General features: G+C 63.2%; 18 protein-coding genes. 12 read left to right on the top strand and 6 right to left on the bottom strand.

What is annotated here, in order from left to right; translation table 11 throughout:
• Window positions 1-187: 187 nt before the first annotated feature.
• Entirely contained in the window at window positions 188-3,676 is a 3,489-nt protein-coding gene (gene smc, locus KSS90_RS08410; protein WP_217868978.1) for a chromosome segregation protein SMC, read from the bottom strand.
• Between the two features lie 3 nt (window positions 3,677-3,679).
• Window positions 3,680-4,339 carry a GntR family transcriptional regulator gene (locus tag KSS90_RS08405; protein WP_217868977.1) on the bottom strand — a complete coding sequence of 220 codons (660 nt, stop codon included), beginning with the start codon at window positions 4,337-4,339 and terminating at the stop codon, window positions 3,680-3,682.
• Between the two features lie 272 nt (window positions 4,340-4,611).
• On the opposite strand from KSS90_RS08405, the gene xdhA reads away from it, so the two are divergent.
• The 4 genes from xdhA (at window position 4,612) to guaD (ending at window position 10,748) form a co-directional block, all read left to right on the top strand.
• Window positions 4,612-6,066 carry a xanthine dehydrogenase small subunit gene (gene xdhA / locus KSS90_RS08400; protein ID WP_217868976.1) on the top strand — a complete coding sequence of 485 codons (1,455 nt, stop codon included), beginning with the start codon at window positions 4,612-4,614 and terminating at the stop codon, window positions 6,064-6,066.
• Window positions 6,059-8,458 carry a xanthine dehydrogenase molybdopterin binding subunit gene (xdhB, locus tag KSS90_RS08395; RefSeq protein WP_217868975.1) on the top strand — a complete coding sequence of 800 codons (2,400 nt, stop codon included), beginning with the start codon at window positions 6,059-6,061 and terminating at the stop codon, window positions 8,456-8,458. The genes xdhA and xdhB overlap by 8 nt, the downstream gene beginning before the upstream one ends.
• A 129-nt stretch (window positions 8,459-8,587) precedes the next feature.
• Window positions 8,588-9,433, top strand: coding sequence for a xanthine dehydrogenase accessory protein XdhC (gene xdhC / locus KSS90_RS08390; RefSeq protein WP_217868974.1), 846 nt, complete (start codon window positions 8,588-8,590; stop codon window positions 9,431-9,433).
• Between the two features lie 10 nt (window positions 9,434-9,443).
• A complete protein-coding gene (gene guaD, locus KSS90_RS08385; RefSeq protein WP_217868973.1) occupies window positions 9,444-10,748 on the top strand; it encodes a guanine deaminase in 1,305 nt (434 codons plus the stop codon).
• Here guaD and aqpZ read toward each other — a convergent pair.
• Both aqpZ and KSS90_RS08375 read right to left on the bottom strand, forming a co-directional pair.
• The gene (gene aqpZ, locus KSS90_RS08380) at window positions 10,745-11,443 is read right to left on the bottom strand and encodes an aquaporin Z (RefSeq protein WP_217868972.1); all 699 of its coding nucleotides are present in this window, start codon (window positions 11,441-11,443) and stop codon (window positions 10,745-10,747) included. The two genes, guaD and aqpZ, sit on opposite strands and share 4 nt — an antisense overlap.
• Window positions 11,444-11,690: 247 nt before the next feature.
• Window positions 11,691-12,446 (bottom strand): GntR family transcriptional regulator, encoded by a 756-nt coding sequence (locus KSS90_RS08375; protein ID WP_038705701.1) that lies wholly within the window; start codon window positions 12,444-12,446, stop codon window positions 11,691-11,693.
• Window positions 12,447-12,801: 355 nt separating this feature from the next.
• Between KSS90_RS08375 and KSS90_RS08370 the strand changes: the two genes are divergently transcribed.
• Window positions 12,802-14,151, top strand: coding sequence for an NCS2 family permease (locus KSS90_RS08370; protein WP_217868971.1), 1,350 nt, complete (start codon window positions 12,802-12,804; stop codon window positions 14,149-14,151).
• A gap of 137 nt (window positions 14,152-14,288) precedes the next feature.
• Here the strand turns inward: KSS90_RS08370 and KSS90_RS25850 are convergent, their stop codons facing one another.
• Window positions 14,289-15,023: an RHS repeat-associated core domain-containing protein gene (locus KSS90_RS25850; RefSeq protein WP_437180066.1), complete on the bottom strand. Its 735-nt coding sequence runs from the start codon at window positions 15,021-15,023 to the stop codon at window positions 14,289-14,291.
• A 180-nt stretch (window positions 15,024-15,203) separates the two neighbouring features.
• Complete coding sequence (gene uraH / locus KSS90_RS08360) at window positions 15,204-15,557, bottom strand: hydroxyisourate hydrolase (protein WP_028692847.1); 354 nt, start codon at window positions 15,555-15,557, stop codon at window positions 15,204-15,206.
• A gap of 366 nt (window positions 15,558-15,923) precedes the next feature.
• Here uraH and puuE point away from each other — a divergent pair, with 366 nt between their 5' ends.
• The 7 genes from puuE (at window position 15,924) to KSS90_RS08325 (ending at window position 22,944) form a co-directional block, all read left to right on the top strand.
• A complete protein-coding gene (puuE, locus tag KSS90_RS08355; RefSeq protein ID WP_046856486.1) occupies window positions 15,924-16,850 on the top strand; it encodes an allantoinase PuuE in 927 nt (308 codons plus the stop codon).
• Window positions 16,850-17,365, top strand: a complete 516-nt coding sequence (gene uraD / locus KSS90_RS08350; protein ID WP_046856487.1) for a 2-oxo-4-hydroxy-4-carboxy-5-ureidoimidazoline decarboxylase — start codon at window positions 16,850-16,852, stop codon at window positions 17,363-17,365. The genes puuE and uraD overlap by 1 nt, the downstream gene beginning before the upstream one ends.
• Window positions 17,366-17,468: 103 nt before the next feature.
• The gene (locus tag KSS90_RS08345) at window positions 17,469-17,972 is read left to right on the top strand and encodes an ureidoglycolate lyase (RefSeq protein WP_023631381.1); all 504 of its coding nucleotides are present in this window, start codon (window positions 17,469-17,471) and stop codon (window positions 17,970-17,972) included.
• 45 nt (window positions 17,973-18,017) lie between these two features.
• On the top strand, window positions 18,018-19,334 hold the full coding sequence (locus KSS90_RS08340; protein WP_038705699.1) for a urate hydroxylase PuuD: 1,317 nt from the start codon (window positions 18,018-18,020) through the stop codon (window positions 19,332-19,334).
• A gap of 194 nt (window positions 19,335-19,528) precedes the next feature.
• A complete protein-coding gene (locus KSS90_RS08335; protein WP_046856489.1) occupies window positions 19,529-20,884 on the top strand; it encodes a nucleobase:cation symporter-2 family protein in 1,356 nt (451 codons plus the stop codon).
• Window positions 20,885-21,025: 141 nt separating this feature from the next.
• Entirely contained in the window at window positions 21,026-21,811 is a 786-nt protein-coding gene (locus KSS90_RS08330; RefSeq protein WP_139672561.1) for an outer membrane protein OmpK, read from the top strand.
• 350 nt (window positions 21,812-22,161) lie between these two features.
• On the top strand, window positions 22,162-22,944 hold the full coding sequence (locus KSS90_RS08325; RefSeq protein ID WP_046856491.1) for an outer membrane protein OmpK: 783 nt from the start codon (window positions 22,162-22,164) through the stop codon (window positions 22,942-22,944).
• The last annotated feature ends 60 nt before the right edge of the window (window positions 22,945-23,004 follow it).

Here is a 23,004-nt window from a genome sequence, read left to right as displayed (position 1 = left end):
AAAAAATATGCTTGAAAACAAAGGCTTCAAAGGCCTTTAACACGTGGCGCCAACTCTATGTTCTGACAGGCGTTTTACCCACGCAAAAAACAAGTGACATTAAGCTAGCACGACCAAAGGCAACTTTACACCGTCTGTCGCGTCTGCTGAGGCTTTTGCCTACATGTTCACACCCTTTCTTTACCCCTTACGCGTCAACCATGGCCATCGCCTCTTCCACATCGACCGCTACAAGACGTGAGCAACCCGGCTCATGCATGGTCACCCCCATCAGCTGATCGGCCATTTCCATGGCGATCTTGTTGTGGGTGATATAGATGAACTGCACGGTTTCGCTCATTTCCTTGACCAGGCGCGCGTATCGCCCGACGTTGGCATCGTCCAAGGGGGCGTCGACCTCGTCGAGCATGCAGAACGGTGCCGGGTTCAGCTTGAAGATGGCAAACACCAAGGCCAGTGCCGTCAGCGCCTTTTCGCCGCCGGACAGCAAATGGATGGTGCTGTTCTTCTTGCCCGGCGGGCGCGCCATGATCGTCACCCCTGTATCGAGTAGATCTTCGCCCGTCAGTTCCAGATAAGCGCTGCCGCCACCGAAAACTTTTGGGAAAAGTGCCTGTAATCCGGCATTTATCTGATCAAAGGTATCCTTGAAGCGGTTGCGGGTTTCCTTGTCGATCTTGCGGATGACGTTTTCCAGGGTCTCCAGCGCCTCGACCAGGTCGGCGTCCTGGGCATCCAGGTAGCGCTTGCGCTCGGACTGCTGCTCGTACTCTTCGATGGCCGCCAGGTTGATCGCGCCCAGGCGCTGAATGCGTGCCTCGACCTGCTCCAGCGCCTGTTCGGTACCCTGCTCGCTGGCCTCGGCCTCGAGCGTGGCGAGCACACCCTGCAGATCGTAGCCGTCGGCGAGCAGTTGCTCCTGCAAGGTCTTGCGCCGCACGTCCAGCCCCTGGGACTCCAGGCGCTGCTGCTCCAGCTGGCCGCGCAACAGTTGGGCCTGCTGCTCGGCCTGGGTGCGCCGCCGCTCGGCATCGCGCAGCTCACGATCAGCCTCGTCCATGTGCAGACGCGCCTGGCGCATTTCCTCGTCGACGCTCATGCGTCGCTCCAGCAGTTCCTCAAGCTTCAGGCGCAGTTCTTCCAGCGGTGCCTCGCCCTCCTCGAGATTCAGGTTCAGTTGCTCCTGACGCTCGTTCAGGCGCGCGGCCTGCTGCTCCAGGCGCTCGAGCGCCTGGCGGGTGGAATCGTGCTGGGCGCGCAACGAACCCAGGCGCACGGCCAGTTGATGGGCATGGTCCTTGTGCTGGCGGGCCTCCTGGCGGACCCGGTCGAGGCCTTCGCGCAAGGTGTCGCGGCGCGCCATCAGTTGCTCGCGCTGCTCGGTGTCCTGGGCCATCAGGTCGAGGGATTCCTGCAACAGCAGGCGCGCCTCGCCCAGTTGCTCGTGCTCCAAAGCGCGCTGCTCCTGGAGCTCGGCCAGTTCTTCGTGCAAGCGTCGGCGGCGCAGTTCGAGTTGTTCGGCGCGGGCCTGGCCAGCGGACAGGCGTGCCTTGAGCTCACCGTGCTGGCGGCTCTCGTCCTGGCTGCGACGGCGCAATTGCTCGCGCTGCTCCTCCAGGTCGAGCTGTTGTTCACGCAGGCGCTGCAGTTGCTCGTCAAGCTGTTCGAGCGACGCCTCCTGCTCCAGTTGCTCCTGGGCCAGGCGTTCGATCTCCTGGCCCCTGGCCAGCACGCCGCCCTGGGATTCACCACCGCGGCTGACCCGCAGGAAATGCCGCCCGACCCAGTATCCGTCGCGGCTGACCAGACTTTGCCCAGAAGCCAGCGACGCCCGCTGCGCCAACGCCTGCTCCAGCGTTTCAACCGGCGTGACCTGCCCCAGCCAGGCCGACAGATCGGCCCGTCCCTCGACCTTGTCGAGCAGGCTGCCGGGAACACGCGGGCCCTCGCCCCCGGCCAGCAGCAGGCGCAGATCGCCCTGCTCCAGTGCGGCGAAGTCGAGGCCGGCGAAGTCGTCCAGCAGCACTGCCTGCAGGTCGGCGCCAAGCACCGTTTCCACCGCCAGCTCCCAGCCGGGCTCGACCCGCAGCCCCTCGGCCAGGCGCGGGCGCTGCTCCAGGCCCTGGGCGCGCAACCAGTCGGCGGCACCCACACCGGGCTCCAGCGCAGCCTGCTGCAAGGCCTCCAGCGAGGCCAGGCGCCCGCCCAGGCGCTGCAGGTCACCCTGCTGTTGCTGTTGCGCCTGGCTGGTCTGCTGCAGCTGTTCGCGCAACCCTTCCAGGCGCTCGACCACCTGCTGCTCTTGCAGGTGCAGCTCTTCGAGCAGCAACTCGCTGCTAGCCACTTGCTCGCCCAGATCAGACGTCTCGGTGTCCTGGGTATCACCACCTAGCTGCTCGCCCTCCTCGCCCAGCTTGCGCTGGCGTTCGGCCAGGCGCTCCAGGCTGGATTCGAGCTGCGCCAGGCGCGCCTGCTGCACCTCGGCCTGCCGGCGCGGCTCGGCGGAGCGGGTGTTGAAGCCGTCCCACTGCTCCTGCCAGCCGTGCATGCCAAGCTCAGCTTCCTCCAGGGTCGCGGCGGCTTCCTCGGCAGCGGCCAGGGTCAGCTCCTGCTCCGGTTCGAGCATCGCCAGTTCTTCGCCGAGGGTCGCCAGCAAGGTGCGGTCGTGCCCCAGGTGCGATTCGGTTTCCAGGCGGCTGCGTTCGGCTTCCTTGAGGTCGTCCTGCAACTGGCGCAGACGCTGCTGGCCATGCTGGATGCTCTGCTCGACGCGAGCGATATCGCCGGCCACCGAATAGAAGCGGCCCTGCACCTGGTTGAAGCGTTCGGACAACTCATGGTGACCGTCGCGCAGTCGCTCGATGCTGGCGTCGGCGTTGCGCTGCTCGGCCACCAGCGCCTCGAAGGCAACCTCCTGGTCGCCGATCACCGTCTCGCGTTGGCGTACCCGCTCATCCAGGTCGCGCCAGCGCAGGGCTGCCAGGCGTGCCTTGAGCTGACGTTCCTCGGCCTTGTACTCGCGGTATTTCTCGGCAGCCTGGGCCTGGCGGTGCAGGCGCTCGATCTGGCGCTCCAGCTCTTCGCGCAGGTCGGTCAGGCGCGCGAGGTTTTCCTGTGTGCGGCGGATGCGGCTCTCGGTCTCGCGGCGACGCTCCTTGTACTTGGAGATGCCCGCCGCTTCCTCGATAAAGTTGCGCAGTTCCTCGGGCTTGGCCTCGATCAGCTTGCTGATCATGCCCTGCTCGATGATCGAATAGCTGCGCGGCCCCAGGCCGGTGCCGAGGAAGATATCGGTGATATCACGGCGCCGGCACTTGGTGCCGTTCAGGTAATAGGTGTTCTGCCCGTCGCGGGTGACCTTGCGGCGGATCGAGATCTCGGCATAGGCGGCGTACTCGCCCACCAGGCTGTTGTCGCTGTTGTCGAACACCAGCTCGATACTGGCCTGGCTGACCGGCTTGCGGCTGGTAGAGCCGTTGAAGATGACATCGGTCATCGACTCGCCACGCAGGTTCTTCGCCGAACTCTCGCCCATCACCCAGCGCACCGCGTCGATGATGTTGGATTTACCGCAGCCGTTGGGGCCGACCACGGCGGCCATGTTGCTGGGGAAGTTGACCGTGGTCGGGTCGACGAACGACTTGAACCCGGCCAGGCGGATGCACTTCAGGCGCACCGGTCAGATCCGCGCCAGCGCTGCCAGCACCAGTTCGCAACTGCGCTGGCAATAAGCGGTGAGCACCTCGCGGATGCGCGGCAGGTCGCGGGCGACCACTGCTTCGAGCAGGCGGGCGAACAGCTCCAGGTAATCGACCATGTTGGCCTGGCGCTGATCCAGGGCCAGGTAGTAGGCGCGGCTCATGGCCGGCTGCAGGTTCTCGACGGTTTCCTGCAGGTACGGGTTGTTGGCGAACGGATAGGCGGCGCGCATCACCGCGAAGCTGTCGCCGACGAAGGCCTTGATGTCCTTGCCGGCATGGGCCTGCTTGAGGCGCTGCTGGATGTCCAGGAACGGGCGCAGGTCGCCCTCGGTGCGCCAATGCTGGGCAACGGCATTGCCCAGCAGGATGTAGAACTCGCCCATCAGGGTACACAGGCTGCGTACGCTGTTCTCGTCCAGCTCGGTCACATGGGCGCCACGGCGCGGCAGGATGGCCACCAGGTGCCGGCGCTCGAGGATGAGCAGCGCCTCGCGCACCGAACCGCGGCTGACGTTGAGGGCCTGGGTGACCTTCTGCTCCTGGATGCGCTCGCCGGGTGCGAGTTCGCCGCGGATGATCCGCTCGGCCAGGTAGTGGGCAATTTGCTCGGAGAGGCTGTCCGGCGCCTTGAACGTCATGGTTTTCCTTCGCAATCTGGGTAGCTATGCACAAGGGCGCGATTGTAGCGCACTTGCTGGGCGCTCGCGCAGCGGGACTACGTGCTTTCTGCGACTGACGGGTCAACTTTCCTACACGGCGCGAACTATGCTTTGGGAAAGGCTCGATGAGGCGGTCCGGAAGGCCTTCGTGCAAATTCTTGACCTTTGAGTCAGAAAATTATTGACCCAGAGGTCAGCCGTTGCTTAGAGTCCGCCGGAACAACAATAAAACCATTGCGAGGCCCTCCCCCGTGATCCAGTTTCTCGTCAACCAGGAGCTGCGCAGCGAGCACGCCCTGGACCCGAACATGACGGTGCTGCAATACCTGCGCGAGCACCTGGGCAAACCCGGCACCAAAGAAGGCTGCGCCAGTGGCGACTGCGGTGCCTGCACCGTGGTCGTCGGCGAACTTGTCGAGGACGCCCAGGGTGGCGACGACATCCGCTATCGCAGCCTCAACTCATGCCTGACGTTTGTCTCCTCCCTTCACGGTAAACAGCTGATCAGCGTCGAGGGCCTCAAACATCAGGGCGAACTGCACAGCGTGCAAAAGGCCATGGCCGACTGCCACGGTTCGCAATGCGGTTTCTGCACGCCCGGTTTCGTCATGTCGCTGTTCGCCCTGCAGAAGAACAGCCAAGGCCACGACCTACACCAGGCCCAAGAGGCCCTGGCCGGCAACCTGTGCCGCTGCACCGGCTACCGGCCGATCCTCGAGGCCGCCGAGCAGAGCTGCGCGCGCCCCTGCCGCGACCAGTTCGACGCCCAGCAGGCGCAGACCATCGCCAGGCTCAAGGCCATCGCCCCGCAACAGACCGGCGAGCTCAACAGCGGCGACAAGCGCTGCCTGGTGCCACTGACCGTGGCCGACCTGGCCGACCTGTACAGCTCGCACCCCGAGGCGCGCCTGCTGGCCGGCGGTACCGACCTGGCACTGGAAGTCACCCAGTTCCACCGCACCCTGCCGGTGATGATCTACGTCGGCCACGTCGCCGAGCTCAAGCGCATCGACAAGACCGCCAGCCACCTGGAGATCGGCGCCGCGACCCCGCTGACCGACTGCTACACCGCGCTCAACGAGGAGTACCCTGACTTCGGCGACCTGCTGCACCGCTTCGCCTCGCTGCAGATTCGCAACCAGGGCACCCTGGGTGGCAATATCGGCAACGCCTCGCCGATCGGTGACTCGCCACCTCTGTTGATCGCCCTCGACGCGCAGATCGTCCTGCGCCAGGGCGAGCGCCAGCGCACCCTGGCCCTGGAAGACTACTTCATCGACTACCGCATCACTGCACGCCAGGACAGCGAGTTCATCGAGAAGATCATTGTGCCGCGCGCCAGCAACGATTGGGCCTTCCGCGCCTACAAGGTGTCCAAGCGCCTGGACGACGATATTTCCGCGGTGTGCGCGGCATTCAACCTGAGCATCGAGAATGGTGTGGTTAGCGGCGTGCGCATCGCCTTTGGCGGCATGGCGGCAATCCCGAAACGCGCCCGCGCCTGTGAAGCCGCGCTGCGCGGCAAGCCCTGGAACCAGGCCAGTGTCGAACGCGCCTGCCAGGCCCTGGCCGAGGACTTCACCCCGCTCAGCGACTTCCGCGCCAGCCGCGAGTACCGCCTGCTGACCGCGCAGAACCTGCTGCGCAAGTACTTCATCGAACTGCAAACGCCGCATATCGAAACCCGGGTGACCGCCTATGTCTAACCATCACGCCGTCAAGAGCCAGGCCGAGATGGCCGCACTGTTCAGCCAGGACCTGACCACCGGAGTCGGCCGCAGCCTCAAGCACGACAGCGCCGACAAGCATGTGGCCGGTGAGGCGGTGTACATCGACGACCGCCTGGAATTCCCCAACCAGTTGCACGTCTATGCACGCACCGCCGACCGCGCCCACGCGCGCATCCTGCGCATCGACACCACGCCCTGCTACCAGTTCGAAGGTGTGCGCATCGCCATCACCCACGAAGATATCCCGGGGCTCAAGGATATCGGCCCAGTGGTGGCTGGCGATCCGTTGCTGGCCATCGACAAGGTCGAATTCTTCGGCCAGCCGGTGCTCGCCGTGGCCGCCTGCGATCTCGAGACTGCAAGACGCGCCGCCATGGCGGCAATCGTCGAGTACGAAGACCTGGAGCCGGTGCTCGACGTGGTCGAGGCGCTGCGCAAGAAGCATTTCGTGCTCGACAGTCACACCCACCAGCGCGGCGACTCGGCCGCTGCATTGGCCAGTGCCCCGCACCGCATCCAGGGCACCCTGCACATCGGCGGCCAGGAACACTTCTACCTGGAGACCCAGATCAGCTCGGTGATGCCCGGTGAAGACGGCGGCATGATCGTCTACTGCTCGACGCAGAACCCCACCGAGGTGCAGAAGCTGGTGGCCGAGGTGCTCGACGTGCCGATGCACAAGATCGTCGTCGACATGCGCCGCATGGGTGGCGGTTTCGGCGGCAAGGAAACCCAGGCCGCAAGCCCCGCGTGCCTGTGCGCGGTGATCGCGCGCCTGACCGGCCAGCCGACCAAGATGCGCCTGCCGCGGGTCGAAGACATGACCATGACCGGCAAGCGCCACCCGTTCTACGTGGAATACGACGTCGGCTTCGACGACAACGGCCGCCTGCACGGGATCAATTTCGACCTGGCCGGTAACTGCGGCTACTCGCCGGACCTGTCCGGCTCGATCGTCGACCGCGCCATGTTCCACTCCGACAACGCCTACTACCTGGGCGATGCCACGGTGCATGGCCACCGCTGCAAGACCAACACCGCCTCCAACACCGCCTACCGCGGTTTCGGCGGCCCGCAGGGGATGGTCGCCATCGAGCAGGTGATGGACCATATCGCCCGTCACCTGGCCCTCGACCCGCTGGCGGTGCGCAAGGCCAACTATTACGGCAAGACCGAGCGCAACGTCACCCACTACTACCAGACCGTCGAGCACAACATGCTCGAGGAGATGACCGCAGAGCTCGAGGCCAGCAGCGACTACCATGAGCGCCGCGAGTCGATCCGCCGCTTCAACGCCAACAGCCCGGTGCTGAAGAAGGGCCTGGCGCTGACCCCGGTGAAGTTCGGCATCTCGTTCACCGCCACCTTCCTCAACCAGGCAGGTGCCTTGATCCACATCTACACCGACGGCAGTATCCACCTGAACCACGGCGGTACCGAGATGGGCCAGGGCCTGAACACCAAGGTTGCCCAGGTGGTGGCTGAAGTGTTCCAGGTGGATTTCAACCGCATCCAGATCACCGCCACCAACACCGACAAGGTGCCCAACACCTCGCCCACCGCCGCCTCCAGCGGCGCCGACCTGAACGGCAAGGCCGCGCAGAACGCTGCCGAGATCCTCAAGAAGCGCCTGACCGAGTTCGCTGCCCGGCACTACAACGTCACCGAGGAAGACGTCGAGTTCCGTAACGGCCATGTACGCGTGCGCGACCAGATCGTCAGCTTCGAGCAGTTGGTGCAGCAGGCTTACTTCGCCCAGGTATCGCTGTCGACCACCGGTTTCTACCGTACGCCGAAGATTTTCTACGACCGCAACCAGGCCCGTGGCCGCCCGTTCTACTACTTCGCCTTCGGCGCCGCCTGCGTGGAGGTCATCGTCGATACCCTCACCGGTGAATACAAGATGCTGCGCGCCGACATCCTGCATGACGTGGGCGACTCGCTGAACCCGGCCATCGACATCGGCCAGGTGGAGGGTGGTTTCGTCCAGGGCATGGGCTGGCTGACCACCGAGGAGCTGGTGTGGAACGCCAAGGGCAAGCTGATGACCAACGGCCCGGCCAGCTACAAGATCCCGGCGGTGGCCGACATGCCGATCGACATGCGCGTCAAGCTGGTGGAGAACCGCAAGAACCCCGAGGACACCGTGTTCCATTCCAAGGCCGTGGGCGAGCCGCCGTTCATGCTCGGCATCGCCGCCTGGTGCGCGATCAAGGACGCGGTGGCGAGCATCGCCGACTACCGCGTGCAACCGAACATCGACGCGCCGTCGACGCCGGAGCGGGTGTTGTGGGGTTGCGAACAGATGCGCAAGGCGGTGGCTGTGGCGCAGCCTGCCGAACAGCGACTGGAACCCGTGACGCACTGACGCCGCCGCCCCTGTAGGAGCGGCTTCAGCCGCGAAGCTGACACCGCGGTGCCTGGCAGCCGCTTCGCGGCTGATCGCGGGTGAACCCGCTCCTACAAGGACCGAGTCGTTTGATAGAGGATCTGAATCATGCACCAATGGATCAACGCCCTCGCCGACCACCAAGCCCGTGGCGAACCCTGCGTGCTGGTAACCATCATCGAGGAGCGCGGCTCCACCCCGCGCAATGCCGGCTCGAAAATGGTGGTCAGCGCCAGCGCGCTGTACGACACCATCGGCGGCGGCCACCTGGAGTTCAAGGCCCTGCACATCGCCCGGCAGATGCTCGAGGAGCACCGCAACACGCCGCACCTGGAGCGCTTCAGCCTCGGCGCCAGCCTCGGCCAGTGCTGTGGCGGCGCCACCGTGCTGCTGTTCGAGCCGATGAGTGGCGTACAGGCCGAGATCGCCGTGTTCGGCGCGGGCCATGTCGGCCGCGCTCTGGTACCCTTGCTCGCCGCGCTGCCCTGCCGGGTGCGCTGGATCGATTCGCGCGAGCAGGAGTTCCCCGCGCTCATCCCAAACGGGGTGAGCAAGATCGTCAGCGAAGAGCCGGTCGACGAAGTCGCCGACCTGCCCGCCGGCAGCTACTGCATCGTCATGACCCATAACCACCAGCTGGACCTGGAGCTGACCGCCGCGATCCTCAAGCGCAACGACTTCACCTGGTTCGGCCTGATCGGTTCGAAGACCAAGCGCGTCAAGTTCGAGCACCGCCTGCGCGAACGCGGTTTCGACGACGCGCTGATGGCGCGCATGCGCTGCCCGATGGGCCTGGCCGAGGTCAAGGGCAAGCTGCCGATCGAGATCGCCGTGTCCATCGCCGCCGAAATCATTGCCACCTACAACGCCTGCTTCGGCCAGCACGACGCTGCCGCCAATTCAGGCCCCATCGCCCAGTTGCTGCCGTCCTCGCGACGCAGCCAGACCCTTTGACGAGAGCCCCATGAGCGCAACCCGCAAAGCCTACCGAGCCGCCATCCTGCACAGCATCGCCGACCCCGCCGAGGTCGGCCTGGAGGCGTCCTGCGAATACTATGAAGACGGCCTGCTGGTGGTCGACGACGGCCGCATCAGCGCCCTGGGCCATGCCAGCGAGCTGCTGCCGACCCTCGACGCCGACATTCCGGTGCAACACTACCAGGACGCCCTGATCACCCCGGGCTTCATCGACACCCATATCCATTTCCCGCAGACCGGCATGATCGGTTCCTACGGCGAGCAGCTGCTGGACTGGCTGAACACCTACACCTTCCCCTGCGAAAAGCAGTTCGCCGACAAGGCCCATGCCGACCAGGTGGCGAAGATCTTCCTGGCCGAACTGCTGCGCAACGGCACCACCACCGCGCTGGTGTTCGGCAGCGTGCATCCCGAGTCGGTCAACGCCCTGTTCGAGGAGGCCGAGCGCCTGGACCTGCGCATGATCGCCGGCAAGGTGATGATGGACCGCAACGCTCCCGACTACCTGACCGACACCGCCGAGTCCAGCTACCGCGACAGCAAGATGCTGATCGAGCGCTGGCACGGCAAGGGCCGCCTGCACTACGCGGTCACCCCGCGCTTCGCGCCGACCAGCACGCCGGAACAGTTGAGCGTGGCCGGTCAGTTGCTCAAGGAGCACCCGGGCGTATACATGCACACCCACCTGTCGGAGAACCTCAAGGAAATCGACTGGGTCAAGGAACTGTTCCCCGAGCAGAAAGGCTACCTGGACGTCTACGACCACTTCGAACTGCTCGGCGAGCGCTCGGTGTTCGCCCATGGCGTACACCTGTGCGACGACGAATGCCAGCGCCTGGCCGAAACCGGTTCGGCCATCGCCTTCTGCCCGACCTCCAACCTGTTCCTCGGCAGCGGCCTGTTCAACCTGCCCCAGGCCGAGCGCTTCAAGGTCAACGTCGGCCTGGGCACCGATGTCGGCGCCGGCACCAGCTTCTCGCTGCTGAACACGCTGAACGAGGCGTACAAGGTGTTGCAGCTGCAAGGCGCGCGCCTGCATCCGTACAAGTCGCTGTACCTGGCCACCCTCGGCGGCGCCCGCGCTCTGCGCCTGGAAGACCGCATCGGCAGCCTGCGCCCGGGCAATGACGCCGACTTCGTGGTGCTCGACTACAAGGCCACCCCGTTGCTGGACTACCGCCTGCAGCAATCCAAGAGCATCGAGGAGACCTTGTTCGTGCTTACCACCCTGGGCGACGACCGCACCGTGCGCGAGACCTACGCCGCCGGGCATTGCGTGCACCAGCGCTAAGGCTTTTTCGCCAGGCCTCGATACAGCGCACCGCCGATCGCCGCGCCGATCAGCGGTGCCAGCCAGAACAGCCAAAGTTGCTGCAACGCCCAGCCACCGACGAACAGCGCAGGCCCGGTGCTGCGCGCCGGATTCACCGAGGTGTTGGTGACCGGGATCGAGATCAGGTGGATCAGCGTCAAGGCCAGGCCAATGGCGATCGGCGCGAACCCGGCCGGCGCCCGGGCGTCCGTGGCGCCCATGATGATCACCAGGAACATCGCGGTCATCACCACTTCGCTGACGAAGCCTGCGGCCAAGGTGTAGCCGCCGGGCGAGTGTTCGCCATAACCATTCGACGCCATGCCGTTAGCCACCTCGAAACCGGCCTTGCCGGTGGCGATGAAGTAGATCACCACCGCGGCGAGGATCGCGCCGATCACCTGGGCAATCACGTAGGGCAGCAACTCTTTTGCCGGGAATCGTCCCCCCACCACCAATCCGAACGACACGGCGGGATTGAGGTGACAACCGGAGATATGGCCGATGGCGAATGCCATGGTCAGGACGGTAAGGCCGAAAGCGAAAGCGACACCCAGGACACCGATGCCGACAGGCGAGCTGGCGGCCAGCACCGCGCTGCCGCAGCCACCCAGGACCAACCAGAAGGTGCCGACCAACTCGGCACCCATGCGCAAACCCAGGGATGAACTCATGGAACATTCCTCAAGTAATTGGACGCAACGACTGCGCAAGCCCAACTGCTTGATGAAGGTTTGCTGAGGAAAATCTAGCAGAGCTTTGACTAGGGGCCAGAAACGACCAGGGGCCGCTTCGCGCCCCATCGCCGGCAAGCCGGCTCCCACCTCGATCGCGTAGTTCTCAAGACGTGCGCTTTATCTGTGGGAGCCGGCTTGCCGGCGATGGGCCGCAAAGCGGCCCCTGGTTCATGCAGGCAAACGATCAACCCTTGGCGGTAGCCTTGGGCTTTTTCAGCAGGTGGGAGAACACCGCGTGCAGGTCGTCCGAAGCGCTCTCCTCGTCGAGGTTGAGCTTGCTGTCGATATGGTCCATGTGATGCATCATCAGGCTTACCGCCTGCTCGGCATCACGGGCCTCGATCGCATCGATCAGCTGCATGTGCTCATCGTACGAACAGTGCGAACGGTTGCCGCTTTCGTACTGGGCGATGATCAGCGAAGTTTGCGATACCAGGCTGCGCTGGAAGCTCACCAATGGCGCATTGCCAGCGGCTTCGGCCAGCTTGAGGTGGAACTCGCCGGACAGGCGGATACCGGCGCCACGGTCGCCACGGGAGAAGCTGTCACGCTCCTCGCGGACCATCTGGCGCAGTTCGTTGAGCTGTTCAAGGGTGGCGTGCTGCACGGCCAGTTCGGTGATGGCGCGCTCGACCATGCGCCGCGAGAAGAATACCTGACGTGCCTCCTCGACCGTCGGGCTGGCCACCACCGCACCGCGGTTGGGCCGCAGCAGCACCACGCTTTCGTGGGCCAGGCGCGAAAGCGCGCGACGGATGATGGTGCGGCTGACGCCGAAGATCTCGCCCAGTGCTTCCTCGCTCAACTTGGTGCCCGGTGCCAGGCGCTGCTCGAGGATCGCCTCGAAGATGTGCGCATAGACGATGTCGTCCTGGGTACCGCTGCGGCCGGCCTTGCCAGTGCGCACAGGTTTTTTCAGAGGTTGCAGCTGTTCGTTCATGGGCGCTCGAGCACAAAGGATCTGCCAGTCGGACCGTGACTGTAATACTGGTCAGCGGGGGGATGGCAAGTCCTGGAAGAAGAAAAAAGGCCAAGGTATGGCGCCATTGTACACAGGCTGACCCGTTTCTGCAGGTGACCTTTTACCTATATAGCCGTTGTACGGCAATTTGTGAGCACAAAAGATAAAACATTATTTGCATTCTTTGTACACAAAAGCATAATCCTGCGAGCAACTTCCTGACCCAAAAGTCAACAAAATGGTCGGACGTCTGCCACACCCCCTCGCGAAGCCCCCCAGTGCATGGCTCAGGATCCGGCTTCGAACAACAAGAAAGACTTGAGGAGTACTCGCTGTGGAAAGCCGCAAATCCGAAGCACCTACGCTGGATCTCGCCCCACCGCTCGAAACGGGCTGGCTGGAGCGGATTTTCAAACTCAAGCAGCATGGCAGCACCGTCCGAACCGAGCTGATCGCCGGGGTGACCACCTTCATCACCATGGCCTACATCATCTTCGTCAACCCCAACATCATGGCCGACGCCGGCATCGACCACGGCGCCGCGTTCGTCGCCACCTGCATCGCCGCCGCCCTGGGCTGCCTGCTGATGGGCCTGTACGCCAACTGGCCGGTGGGCCTGGCGCCGGGCATGGGGCTCAATGCCTTCTTCACCTACACCGTGGTCGGCACCATGGGCTACAACTGGGAAACGGCGCTGGGGGCGGTGTTCGTCTCGGGCGTGCTGTTCATGTTCCTGACCGTTTCGCGCGTGCGTGAGTGGCTGCTCAACAGCATCCCAGTGAGCCTGCGCCATGCCATGGGGGCCGGCGTCGGCCTGTTCCTCGGGCTGATCGGCCTGAAAACCGCCGGCATCATCGTCGACAGCCCGACAACCCTGGTCAAGCTGGGCTCGCTGCATGAGCCCGGCCCGCTGCTGGCGGCCGTGTGCTTCCTGCTGATCGCCATCCTCAGCTACAAGCGGGTGTTCGGCGCAATCCTGATCAGCATCATCGGCGTCACCCTGGCCGGCTGGGGCCTGGGCCTGGTCAAGTTCGGCGGGGTGGTGTCGATGCCGCCGAGCCTGGCACCGACCTGGATGGCCATGGACGTGGTCGGCGTGTTCAACGTCAGCATGATCAGCGTGGTGCTGGCGTTCCTGTTCGTGCACATGTTCGACACCGCCGGCACGCTGATGGGCGTGGCCCAGCGGGCCAACCTGGTGGCGCCGGACGGGCGTATCGAGAACTTGTCGCGGGCACTGAAGGCCGACAGCACCTCCAGCGTGTTCGGCGCGGTGGTCGGCGTGCCGCCGGTGACCAGCTACGTGGAAAGTGCCGCAGGTGTCGCTGCAGGTGGACGTACCGGCCTGACCGCCGTGGTGGTGGGGATCCTGTTCATTGCCGCAATGTTCTTCGCCCCGCTGGCCGGAATGATTCCGGCCTATGCCACCGCCGGCGCGCTGATCTACGTGGCGATGCTGATGATGGGCAGCATGGCGCATATCGAGTGGGACGAAGCCACCGACAGCATTCCGGCGATCGTCACGGTGATCATGATGCCGCTGACGTTCTCGGTGGCTGACGGCATCGCCCTTGGCTTCATCAGCTATGTGGCGCTGAAGGCGGGTACCGGCAAGTTCAAGGAGATCTCGGCCAGTTTGTGGGTGCTGTGCGCGATCTTCATTGCCAAGTTTGTATTCCTCTGACTCCGTCGCATCAAGATGGGACGCTTCGGCGTCCCATCTAAAATCTTCAAACAAGAGGCCAGAGGCGAACAGCGCGCACCCAACGCATTGCCTGCGATAAAGTATCCCTACGAAAGCTGAGCCGCAAAGAGCGTCGCTTACTCCTCGGTTCTTAGAGCAGCCAGTTTGTTAATGGGCACCATGGGCCCTTCAAATATTTTACGCACTACGGCCTTATGGAATGCACCTGCCAGAAGCACCCCGGTCCTATTTATATCCAACTTGTAGTCCTGCCCTTCGACCAAAGTCTTGCCCGGCATAAGATACAGCCCAAAATTATGATTTTTCCCTCCTCCTCTTTTCAAGTAAAAATTGGACTGCTCTTGAGTAAGAGTGAAGTAGAGTCCAGGCCCTTGAGCCTTGCTATGGACAGATCCGTCAGCCACTGAAAAGTGTGGTGATATGCCAGCCTCCAGGGAGTTAGTATTGTTTAATTCAGACGTATGAATAGCAAACAATCTGGCCCCATCGGGTACAGGCTTTGAATTAACGCCAGGCGTCCTTGAAATGGGCACTGAAGCAGCCTGCTTAGGTAGATTCGAGGAGAATCTTTTGGCAATATTCCGCACTGCGGCCAACAGATAATGACCACTTGGATCCCGAAAATTCACTGGATCTCCCTGGCAGTAACCGTATGCGTTCATACCACCACCAGCGAACGGACTCAAACTGTCCGGGCTATTGAAATTCATTAAAATCGGATTGAACGCTCTGTAACCATTGCCCAGAAGGTAATGACCCGTTTCCCTTTCCACCAGCTCGCCCGTGAACCCGAGATTAACTTGACCGAGCTTATGGTAGCCATAGGGCGCATATGCATATTTTGTGCTCATCAGACCAGATACTCAGATGCGACTTGAAGCTCAATGCTCTCAAACAACCGAAAGACAGACCACTGACAAAAATGTCAGCGGTACGCTGAACTTCACCTGAAAAGCATATTCAGCAGACGAAAAAAAGCCCGCCAGTGTGAGAGCGGGCCAAGGACCTACGAAGATTCTTCTAGCGACCAACTAGCTTCCACGATAGGTCGAATAGCTGTACGGCGAGATCAGCAGCGGCACGTGGTAGTGCTCCTGCTGCTCGTCGATGCCGAAGCGCAGCACGACCACGTCGAGGAACGCGGTGTCCGGCAGCTTCACACCCTTGGCGCGGTAGTAGTCACCGGCGCTGAACTGCAATTGATAGACGCCGGTGCGGTAATCGTCGCCCTGCAGCAGCGGCGCATCGACGCGGCCATCGCTGTTGGTCAGGGCGGTGTTCACCAGTTCCAGTTGCTGGCCTTCGACGCGGTACAGCTCGACCTTGATCGAGCTGCCCGGGCAGCCATGCGCGGCGTCCAGTACGTGTGTGGTCAAACGTCCCATTTGCTTGTCGCCTCTTGTCGTCTACGTGGGCAAAAAATACACGGCAACAGGCTGGCACCGTGCGGGAATGCAGCCATTAAGACAGTTTAGCGACGGATTGTACACAATTTTTTCTGCATCCCAGGTCAAGACTCCTAGAACACTCCATCAGTCGCAAAGACACGCCCGATGCCGACCCTCACGGCATTAGCTGACCAATCAGGCAGGTTTCTTGCAAGCCATTCTCAGGCGACAAATGGGAAGAAATGCGGAAAAACAGGCTTACAAAGTATTTAAGAAGTTGTATACAATCAGCCCATCCGGTGGTGCGACATCCCGACGCGGCCCGCCCACCACCCGCACATACGTACAAGAAGGAAGACTGCAGTGAGCGCTGACTACCCTCGCGACCTGATCGGTTACGGCAACAACCCACCTCATCCGCAATGGCCGGGGAATGCCCGCATTGCGCTGTCCTTCGTGCTCAACTACGAAGAAGGTGGCGAGCGCAACATCCTGCATGGCGACAAAGAGTCCGAAGCGTTCCTTTCCGAAATGGTCGCCGCCCAGCCGCTGCAGGGCGCGCGCAACATGAGCATGGAGTCGCTCTACGAATATGGCAGCCGCGCCGGGGTATGGCGCCTGCTCAAGCTGTTCAAGGACAGCGGCGTGCCGCTGACCATCTTCGCCGTGGCCATGGCCGCCCAGCGCCACCCCGACGTGATCCGCGCCATGGTCGAGGCCGGCCACGAGATCTGCAGCCACGGCTACCGCTGGATCGACTACCAGTACATGGATGAAGCGCAAGAGCGCGAGCACATGCTCGAAGCCATCCGCATCCTCACCGAGCTTACCGGCGAACGCCCGCAAGGCTGGTACACCGGCCGCACCGGCCCGAACACCCGGCGCCTGGTCATGGAGGAAGGCGGCTTCCTCTACGACAGCGACACCTACGACGACGACCTGCCCTACTGGGAGCCGAACAACCCGACCGGCAAGCCGCACCTGGTGATCCCCTACACCCTCGACACCAACGACATGCGCTTTACCCAGGTGCAGGGCTTCAACTGCGGCGAGCAGTTCTTCCAGTACCTGAAGGACGCCTTCGACGTGCTCTACGAGGAAGGCGCCGAGGCACCGAAGATGCTCTCCATCGGCCTGCACTGCCGCCTGGTCGGCCGCCCGGCGCGCCTGGCCGCGCTCAAGCGCTTCGTCGACTACGCCAAGAGCCACGAGCAGGTCTGGTTCGCCCGGCGCGTGGACATCGCCCGCCACTGGCACGCCACCCACCCGTACAAGAAAGAGAACGCCTGATGACTGCCTTCAAGACCCTCAAGCCCTCCACCCTGGACCGCGCCGCCTTCGTCGCGGCCTTCGCCGACATCTACGAGCACTCGCCGTGGGTCGCCGAGAAAGCCTACGACCTGGGGCAACTGGCCGAGCTGGACGAGATCGAGGCACTGCATCAACGCATGAGCGACATCCTGCTCAGCGCCAGCCATGCCGAGCAACTGGCACTGATCAACGCCCACCCGGACTTGGCCGGCAAGGCCGCCATCCAGGGCGAGCTGACCGAATCGAGCACCAACGAACAGGCCGGCGCCGGCATCCACCAATGCACCGCCGAAGAGTTCGCCCGCTTCACCGAGCTCAACGACGCCTACAAGGCCAAGTTCCAGTTCCCGTTCATCATGGCGGTCAAGGGCAGCAACCGGCACCAGATCCTCGCCGCCTTCGAAAAACGCATCCACAACGACACGGATGCCGAGTTCAAGGAAGCCCTGGCGCAGATCAACCTGATCGCCCTGTTCCGCCTGCTGCAGCTGTAAGGCACTGGCAGCGCCCTGGCCCGAGTGCGTGACGCGTCCGCACCCAGGGCCCCGGCCCGCCAGGCCACCAAAATCCAGAACAACGAATAGAAGAGATAACCGCATGCGCACCCTGATGATCGAGCCCCTGACCAAAGAAGCCTTCGCCCCCTTCGGAGACGTGATCGAAACCGACGGCAGCGACCACTTCATGATCAACAACGGCTCGACCATGCGCTTCCACAAGCTCGCCACGGTCGAGACCGCCGAGCCCGAAGACAAGGCGATCATCAGCATCTTCCGCGCCGACGCGCTGGAGATGCCGCTGACCGTACGCATGCTGGAACGCCATCCGCTGGGCAGCCAGGCTTTCATCCCGCTGCTCGGCAACCCCTTTCTGATCGTGGTCGCGCCACTTGGCGATGCACCTGTATCAGGCTTGGTCCGCGCCTTCCGCAGTAATGGCAGGCAGGGCATCAATTACCATCGCGGCGTCTGGCACCACCCGGTGCTGACGATCGAAAAGCGGGATGACTTCCTGGTGGTTGATCGCAGTGGTTCCGGCAACAACTGCGATGAGCATTACTTCCCCGAGGAACAGATGTTGATCCTCAATCCCCACCAATAAGAAAGGGTCGGTCATCGATAAGGTGACTGGCGAGAGGTAAATACTGTGGAAGCACACCTTCACGAATGGCTGAACCTGAGCATTCGCTGGGTTCACATGATCACCGGCGTGGCCTGGATCGGTGCATCGTTCTACTTCGTCTGGCTGGAGAACCACCTGAACCGCAGCAACCCGCGCGATGGGTTGTCGGGTGACCTTTGGGCCATCCACGGTGGTGGCATCTACCACCTGGAAAAATACAAGCTGGCCCCGCCGAAGATGCCCGAGAACCTGCACTGGTTCAAATGGGAAGCCTACTTCACCTGGATGTCCGGGATCGCCCTGCTGTGCGTGGTGTTCTACTGGAACCCGACCCTGTACCTGCTGGCACCCGGCAGCACCCTCAGCGGTGCCGAAGGCGTGGCCATCGGTATCGGCTCGCTGATCGCCGGCTGGTTCATCTACGACTTCCTCTGCGACTCGCCCCTGGGCAAGAAGCCGGCGCTGCTCGGTGCCGTGCTGTTCGTGCTGATCATCGCCGCCTGCTGGGGCTTCAGCCTGGTGTTCAGCGGCCGTGGCGCGTACCTGCACACCGGCGCGATCATCGGCACCATCATGGTCGGTAACGTGTTCCGCATCATCATGCCGGCGCAGCGCCAGCTGGTGGCGGCCATCGAGAACAACCAGACCCCCGACCCGGTCCTGCCGGCCAAGGGCCTGCTGCGCTCGCGCCACAACAACTACTTCACCCTGCCGGTGCTGTTCATCATGATCAGCAACCACTTCCCGAGCACCTACGGCAGCCAGTACAACTGGCTGATCCTGGCCGGGATCGCGGTGGCCGCGGTATTGATCCGTCACTACTTCAACACCCGCCACGACAGCAACAAGTACGCCTGGACCCTGCCAGTCGGCGCCCTGGCGATGATCTGCCTGGCCTACGTGACCGGCCCGAAACCGCTGCCGAGCGCACCTGAGCAGGCCGCCGCCAAGGTCGAGTACCAACCGCTGCCGGCCACCGCCGTGGGCGGTAAGACCGCCGCCGAACTGCGCGCCGAGGAAGCCGCCAAACCTGCGGCCCCCGCCGAGGCTCCGGCCCAGGCCACAGCCCAGGCTGGCGGTGAAACCTTCGACAAGATCCACACCGTCATCCAGGAACGCTGCACCGTGTGCCACTCGGCCAAGCCGACCAGCCCGCTGTTCAGCGCCGCACCTGGCGGCGTGATGTTCGACACCCCGCAGCAGATCCAGGCCCAGGCCGCGCGCATCCAGGCGCAGGCCGTCGCCAGCCAGATCATGCCGCTGGGCAACATCACCCAGATGACCGTCGAGGAACGCAAGCTGGTCGGCGACTGGATCGCCAAAGGCGCGCAGGTCAACTGAGACACCCCGCGACTGCGTGGGAGCGGGCTTGCCCCGCGATGAGGCCGGTACTCCCGGCCTCGCTACAAGCTCTACGTAACAAGCAAGCATCGAGCGTTCGGCTTCACGCGGGAACCCCAGCCTCCTTTACCGGAGACTGCCACGTGAAGCCGCCCGCTTGGATCCGAGAATAAAAACAAAACTCGAGGTGCTGCATGTCCGAGTCACCCAAGGCGTACATCCCTGTTGCGCCGCCACGACAGCCCCTGCCCTTGTTCCAGCTGATCCTGGTGGGTCTGCAACACGTTCTGCTGATGTACGGCGGCGCCATCGCGGTGCCGCTGATCATCGGCCAGGCGGCGGGCCTGTCCCGCGAAGAAGTCGCCTTCCTGATCAACGCCGACCTGCTGGTCGCCGGCGTTGCCACCATCATCCAATCCTTCGGTATCGGCCCAGTCGGCATTCGCATGCCGGTCATGATGGGCGCCAGCTTCGCCGCCGTCGGCAGCATGGTGGCCATGGCCGGCATGCCCGGTGTCGGCCTGCAAGGGATCTTCGGCGCGACCATCGCCGCCGGCTTCTTCGGCATGCTGATCGCGCCGTTCATGTCCAAGGTCGTGCGTTTCTTCCCGCCGCTGGTGACCGGCACGGTCATCACCTCCATCGGCCTGTCGCTGTTCCCGGTGGCGGTCAACTGGGCCGGCGGCGGCCATGACGCCGAAGCCTTCGGCGCGCCGATCTACCTGATGGTCGCCGGCCTGGTGCTGGCGGTGATCCTGCTGATCAACCGCTTCATGCGCGGGTTCTGGGTCAACGTGTCGGTACTGGTGGGCATGGGCCTGGGCTACGTGCTCGCCGGATCCATCGGCATGGTCGACCTGTCGGGCCTGAGCGAGGCGCCGTGGCTGCAGGTGGTCACCCCTCTGCACTTCGGCATGCCGACCTTCAGCCTGGCGCCGATCCTGTCGATGTGCCTGGTGGTGGTGATCATCTTCGTCGAGTCCACGGGCATGTTCCTCGCCCTGGGCAAGGTGACCGACCGTGAAGTAACGCCGGGCATGCTGCGTCGCGGCCTGCTGTGCGATGCCGGCGCGTCGTTCATCGCCGGCTTCTTCAACACCTTCACCCACTCCTCGTTCGCCCAGAACATCGGCCTGGTGCAGATGACCGGGGTACGCTGCCGCTACGTCACGGTGATGGCCGGCGCGCTGTTGATCCTGCTCAGCCTGCTGCCCAAGGCGGCCTTCCTGATCGCCTCGATCCCGCCCGCGGTACTGGGCGGCGCGTCCATCGCCATGTTCGGCATGGTCACCGCCACCGGGATCAAGATCCTCCAGGAGGCGGACATCTCCGACCGACGCAACCAGCTGCTGGTCGCCGTCAGCGTCGGCTTTGGCCTGATCCCGGTGGTGCGCCCGGAGTTCTTCGCGCAGATGCCGCAGTGGATGGAACCGATCACCCACAGTGGTATCGCCATGGCCACCCTCAGCGCCCTGGTGCTGAACCTGCTGTTCAACATCCTCGGCGGCGCCGACCGCGCCGCGCATAACGATGCCTGTCACCAGCATTGAGTGACCAGGGGCGGCGCCGTCCTGGCCGCCCCGCTTCAACCCTGTGGTAACGCAGTACCGTCGGCCCGCCGGAATGGGCCGTCCGGGGCGCCTGCGCGCCGAAAAAGCCCTTACAAAAACAATAAGTCCGGGAATCACAACATGAAGCGCATCACCACCTCCGTCCTGCTGGGCAGCAGCCTGCTGGCCACCCTTCCCGCCCATGCCGGCGAATGGCTGCAGTGGCACGGCGAAAGCCTGTCCTACCTCTACGGCAAGGACTTCAAGGTCAACCCCGACATCCAGCAGACCATCACCTTCGAACACGCCAACAAGTGGAAGTACGGCGACACCTTCCTGTTCGTCGACAAGATCTTCTACAACGGCAAGGCCGACCCCGGCAAAGGCGTGACCACCTACTACGGTGAGTTCAGCCCGCGCCTGTCGTTCGGCAAGATCTTCGAGCGCAACCTGGCCTTCGGCCCGGTCAAGGACGTGCTGCTGGCCATGACCTACGAGCGTGGCGAGGGCGACAACGAGGCCTACCTGATCGGCCCCGGCTTCGACCTGAACGTGCCCGGCTTCAACTATTTCACCCTGAACTTCTACCTGCGCAACACCGAAGGCAGCCGCCCCGGCGACAACGTCTGGCAGATAACCCCGGCCTGGTCCTACACCATCCCGGTGGGCAAGTCCGACATCCTGATCGACGGCTACATCGACTGGGTGGTCGACAACGACCAGACCCGCCGCGGCACCTACCACGCCAACCTGCAGTTCAACCCACAGGTCAAATATGACCTGGGCAAGGCCCTGAACCTGGGCGCCAAGCAGCTCTATGTCGGTTTCGAATACAGCTACTGGAAGGACAAGTACGGCATCGACAGCCGTGGCAACGTGGACAGCAACCAGAGCGTCGCCAGCGCCCTGGTGAAGGTGCATTTCTAAGCGAAGGGGCCTACGCCCCACGGTGTGACACCGTGCTCCAGGACGGAGCACTTGAGGCCCGGCGCGCAAGTGAGTAATCTGCGCGCCCCCTCGATCGGGGCGGGAAGGATCCCGCCCGCGTTTGCTGACCGCTCAGTCAATGTTTCCGGGCGGTTGGCCAACGTGTTGCCAGTGTGAAATGACCATTTCATCCGTTCAGAAAGACGTCGAGCAGGATGGTTGTGCCCAACGAGGAAAAGTTGGCGCAGCTCTTGCCAAACAGCTGTGGCCAATCGAAAAAAGCTGACCCAAAAGACAAGAACAGCGCCCGAGCGCTGACAACAGATCCAATAAAGGGAGCGACACACGCAATGCGTACCATCAATAGCCTGATCCTCGCCGGCGGCCTGCTGGCCTGCGGCGCCAGCCAAGCCGGTGACCTGCTGCAATGGCAGAACAACAGCCTGACCTACCTGTGGGGCAAGAACTTCAAGGTCAACCCCGAGATCCAGCAGACCGTGACCTTCGAGCACGCCGATGCGTGGAAGTACGGCGACAACTTCTTCTTCTTCGACAAGATCTTCTACCAGGGCAAGAAGGACGCCAGCAACGGCCCGAACACCTACTACGGCGAGTTCAGCCCACGCCTGTCGTTCGGCAAGATTTTCGACCAGAAGCTCGAGTTCGGCCCGGTCAAGGACGTGCTGCTGGCCATGACCTACGAGTTCGGCGAGGGTGACACCGAGTCCTACCTGATCGGCCCCGGCTTCGACCTGGCGATCCCAGGCTTCGACTACTTCCAGCTGAACTTCTACCAGCGCACCACCGACGGCAGCCGCCCAGGCGACAACGTCTGGCAGATCACCCCGGTGTGGTCCTACACCATCCCCGTGGGTTCGTCCGACATTCTCATCGACGGCTTCATGGACTGGGTGGTGGACAACGACGAGAACCGTCGCGGCACCTACCAGGCGAACCTGCACTTCAACCCGCAGGTCAAGTACGACCTGGGCAAAGCGCTGCACCTGGGCGAGAAGCAGTTGTACGTGGGTATCGAGTACGACTACTGGAAGAACAAGTACGGCATCAAAGACAGCGATGCCTTCACTACCGATCAGAACACCATGAGTTTCCTGGTCAAGGTTCACTTCTGATCCGAGTGTAAGCCGGCCCCCACAGTGATCGACCTATTTCTGTGGGAGCCGGCTTGCCGG

The organism is Pseudomonas maumuensis (genome assembly GCF_019139675.1).
GTDB lineage: Bacteria > Pseudomonadota > Gammaproteobacteria > Pseudomonadales > Pseudomonadaceae > Aquipseudomonas > Aquipseudomonas maumuensis.
The sequence above is the reverse complement of the archived record's forward strand: the minus strand, read 5'-3'. Positions and strand labels throughout refer to the sequence as shown.

Bases quoted from the DNA above. Each gene is read 5' to 3' on its own strand.
- KSS90_RS08405 (WP_217868977.1), bottom strand. From the start codon at position 4,339: ATGACGTTCAAGGCGCCGGACAGCCTCTCCGAGCAAATTGCCCACTAC.
- xdhB (WP_217868975.1), top strand. From the start codon at position 6,059: ATGTCTAACCATCACGCCGTCAAGAGCCAGGCCGAGATGGCCGCACTG.
- xdhC (WP_217868974.1), top strand. From the start codon at position 8,588: ATGCACCAATGGATCAACGCCCTCGCCGACCACCAAGCCCGTGGCGAA.
- guaD (WP_217868973.1), top strand. From the start codon at position 9,444: ATGAGCGCAACCCGCAAAGCCTACCGAGCCGCCATCCTGCACAGCATC.
- aqpZ (WP_217868972.1), bottom strand. From the start codon at position 11,443: ATGAGTTCATCCCTGGGTTTGCGCATGGGTGCCGAGTTGGTCGGCACC.
- KSS90_RS08375 (WP_038705701.1), bottom strand. From the start codon at position 12,446: ATGAACGAACAGCTGCAACCTCTGAAAAAACCTGTGCGCACTGGCAAG.
- KSS90_RS25850 (WP_437180066.1), bottom strand. From the start codon at position 15,023: ATGAGCACAAAATATGCATATGCGCCCTATGGCTACCATAAGCTCGGT.
- uraH (WP_028692847.1), bottom strand. From the start codon at position 15,557: ATGGGACGTTTGACCACACACGTACTGGACGCCGCGCATGGCTGCCCG.
- uraD (WP_046856487.1), top strand. From the start codon at position 16,850: ATGACTGCCTTCAAGACCCTCAAGCCCTCCACCCTGGACCGCGCCGCC.
- KSS90_RS08345 (WP_023631381.1), top strand. From the start codon at position 17,469: ATGCGCACCCTGATGATCGAGCCCCTGACCAAAGAAGCCTTCGCCCCC.
- KSS90_RS08335 (WP_046856489.1), top strand. From the start codon at position 19,529: ATGTCCGAGTCACCCAAGGCGTACATCCCTGTTGCGCCGCCACGACAG.
- KSS90_RS08330 (WP_139672561.1), top strand. From the start codon at position 21,026: ATGAAGCGCATCACCACCTCCGTCCTGCTGGGCAGCAGCCTGCTGGCC.
- KSS90_RS08325 (WP_046856491.1), top strand. From the start codon at position 22,162: ATGCGTACCATCAATAGCCTGATCCTCGCCGGCGGCCTGCTGGCCTGC.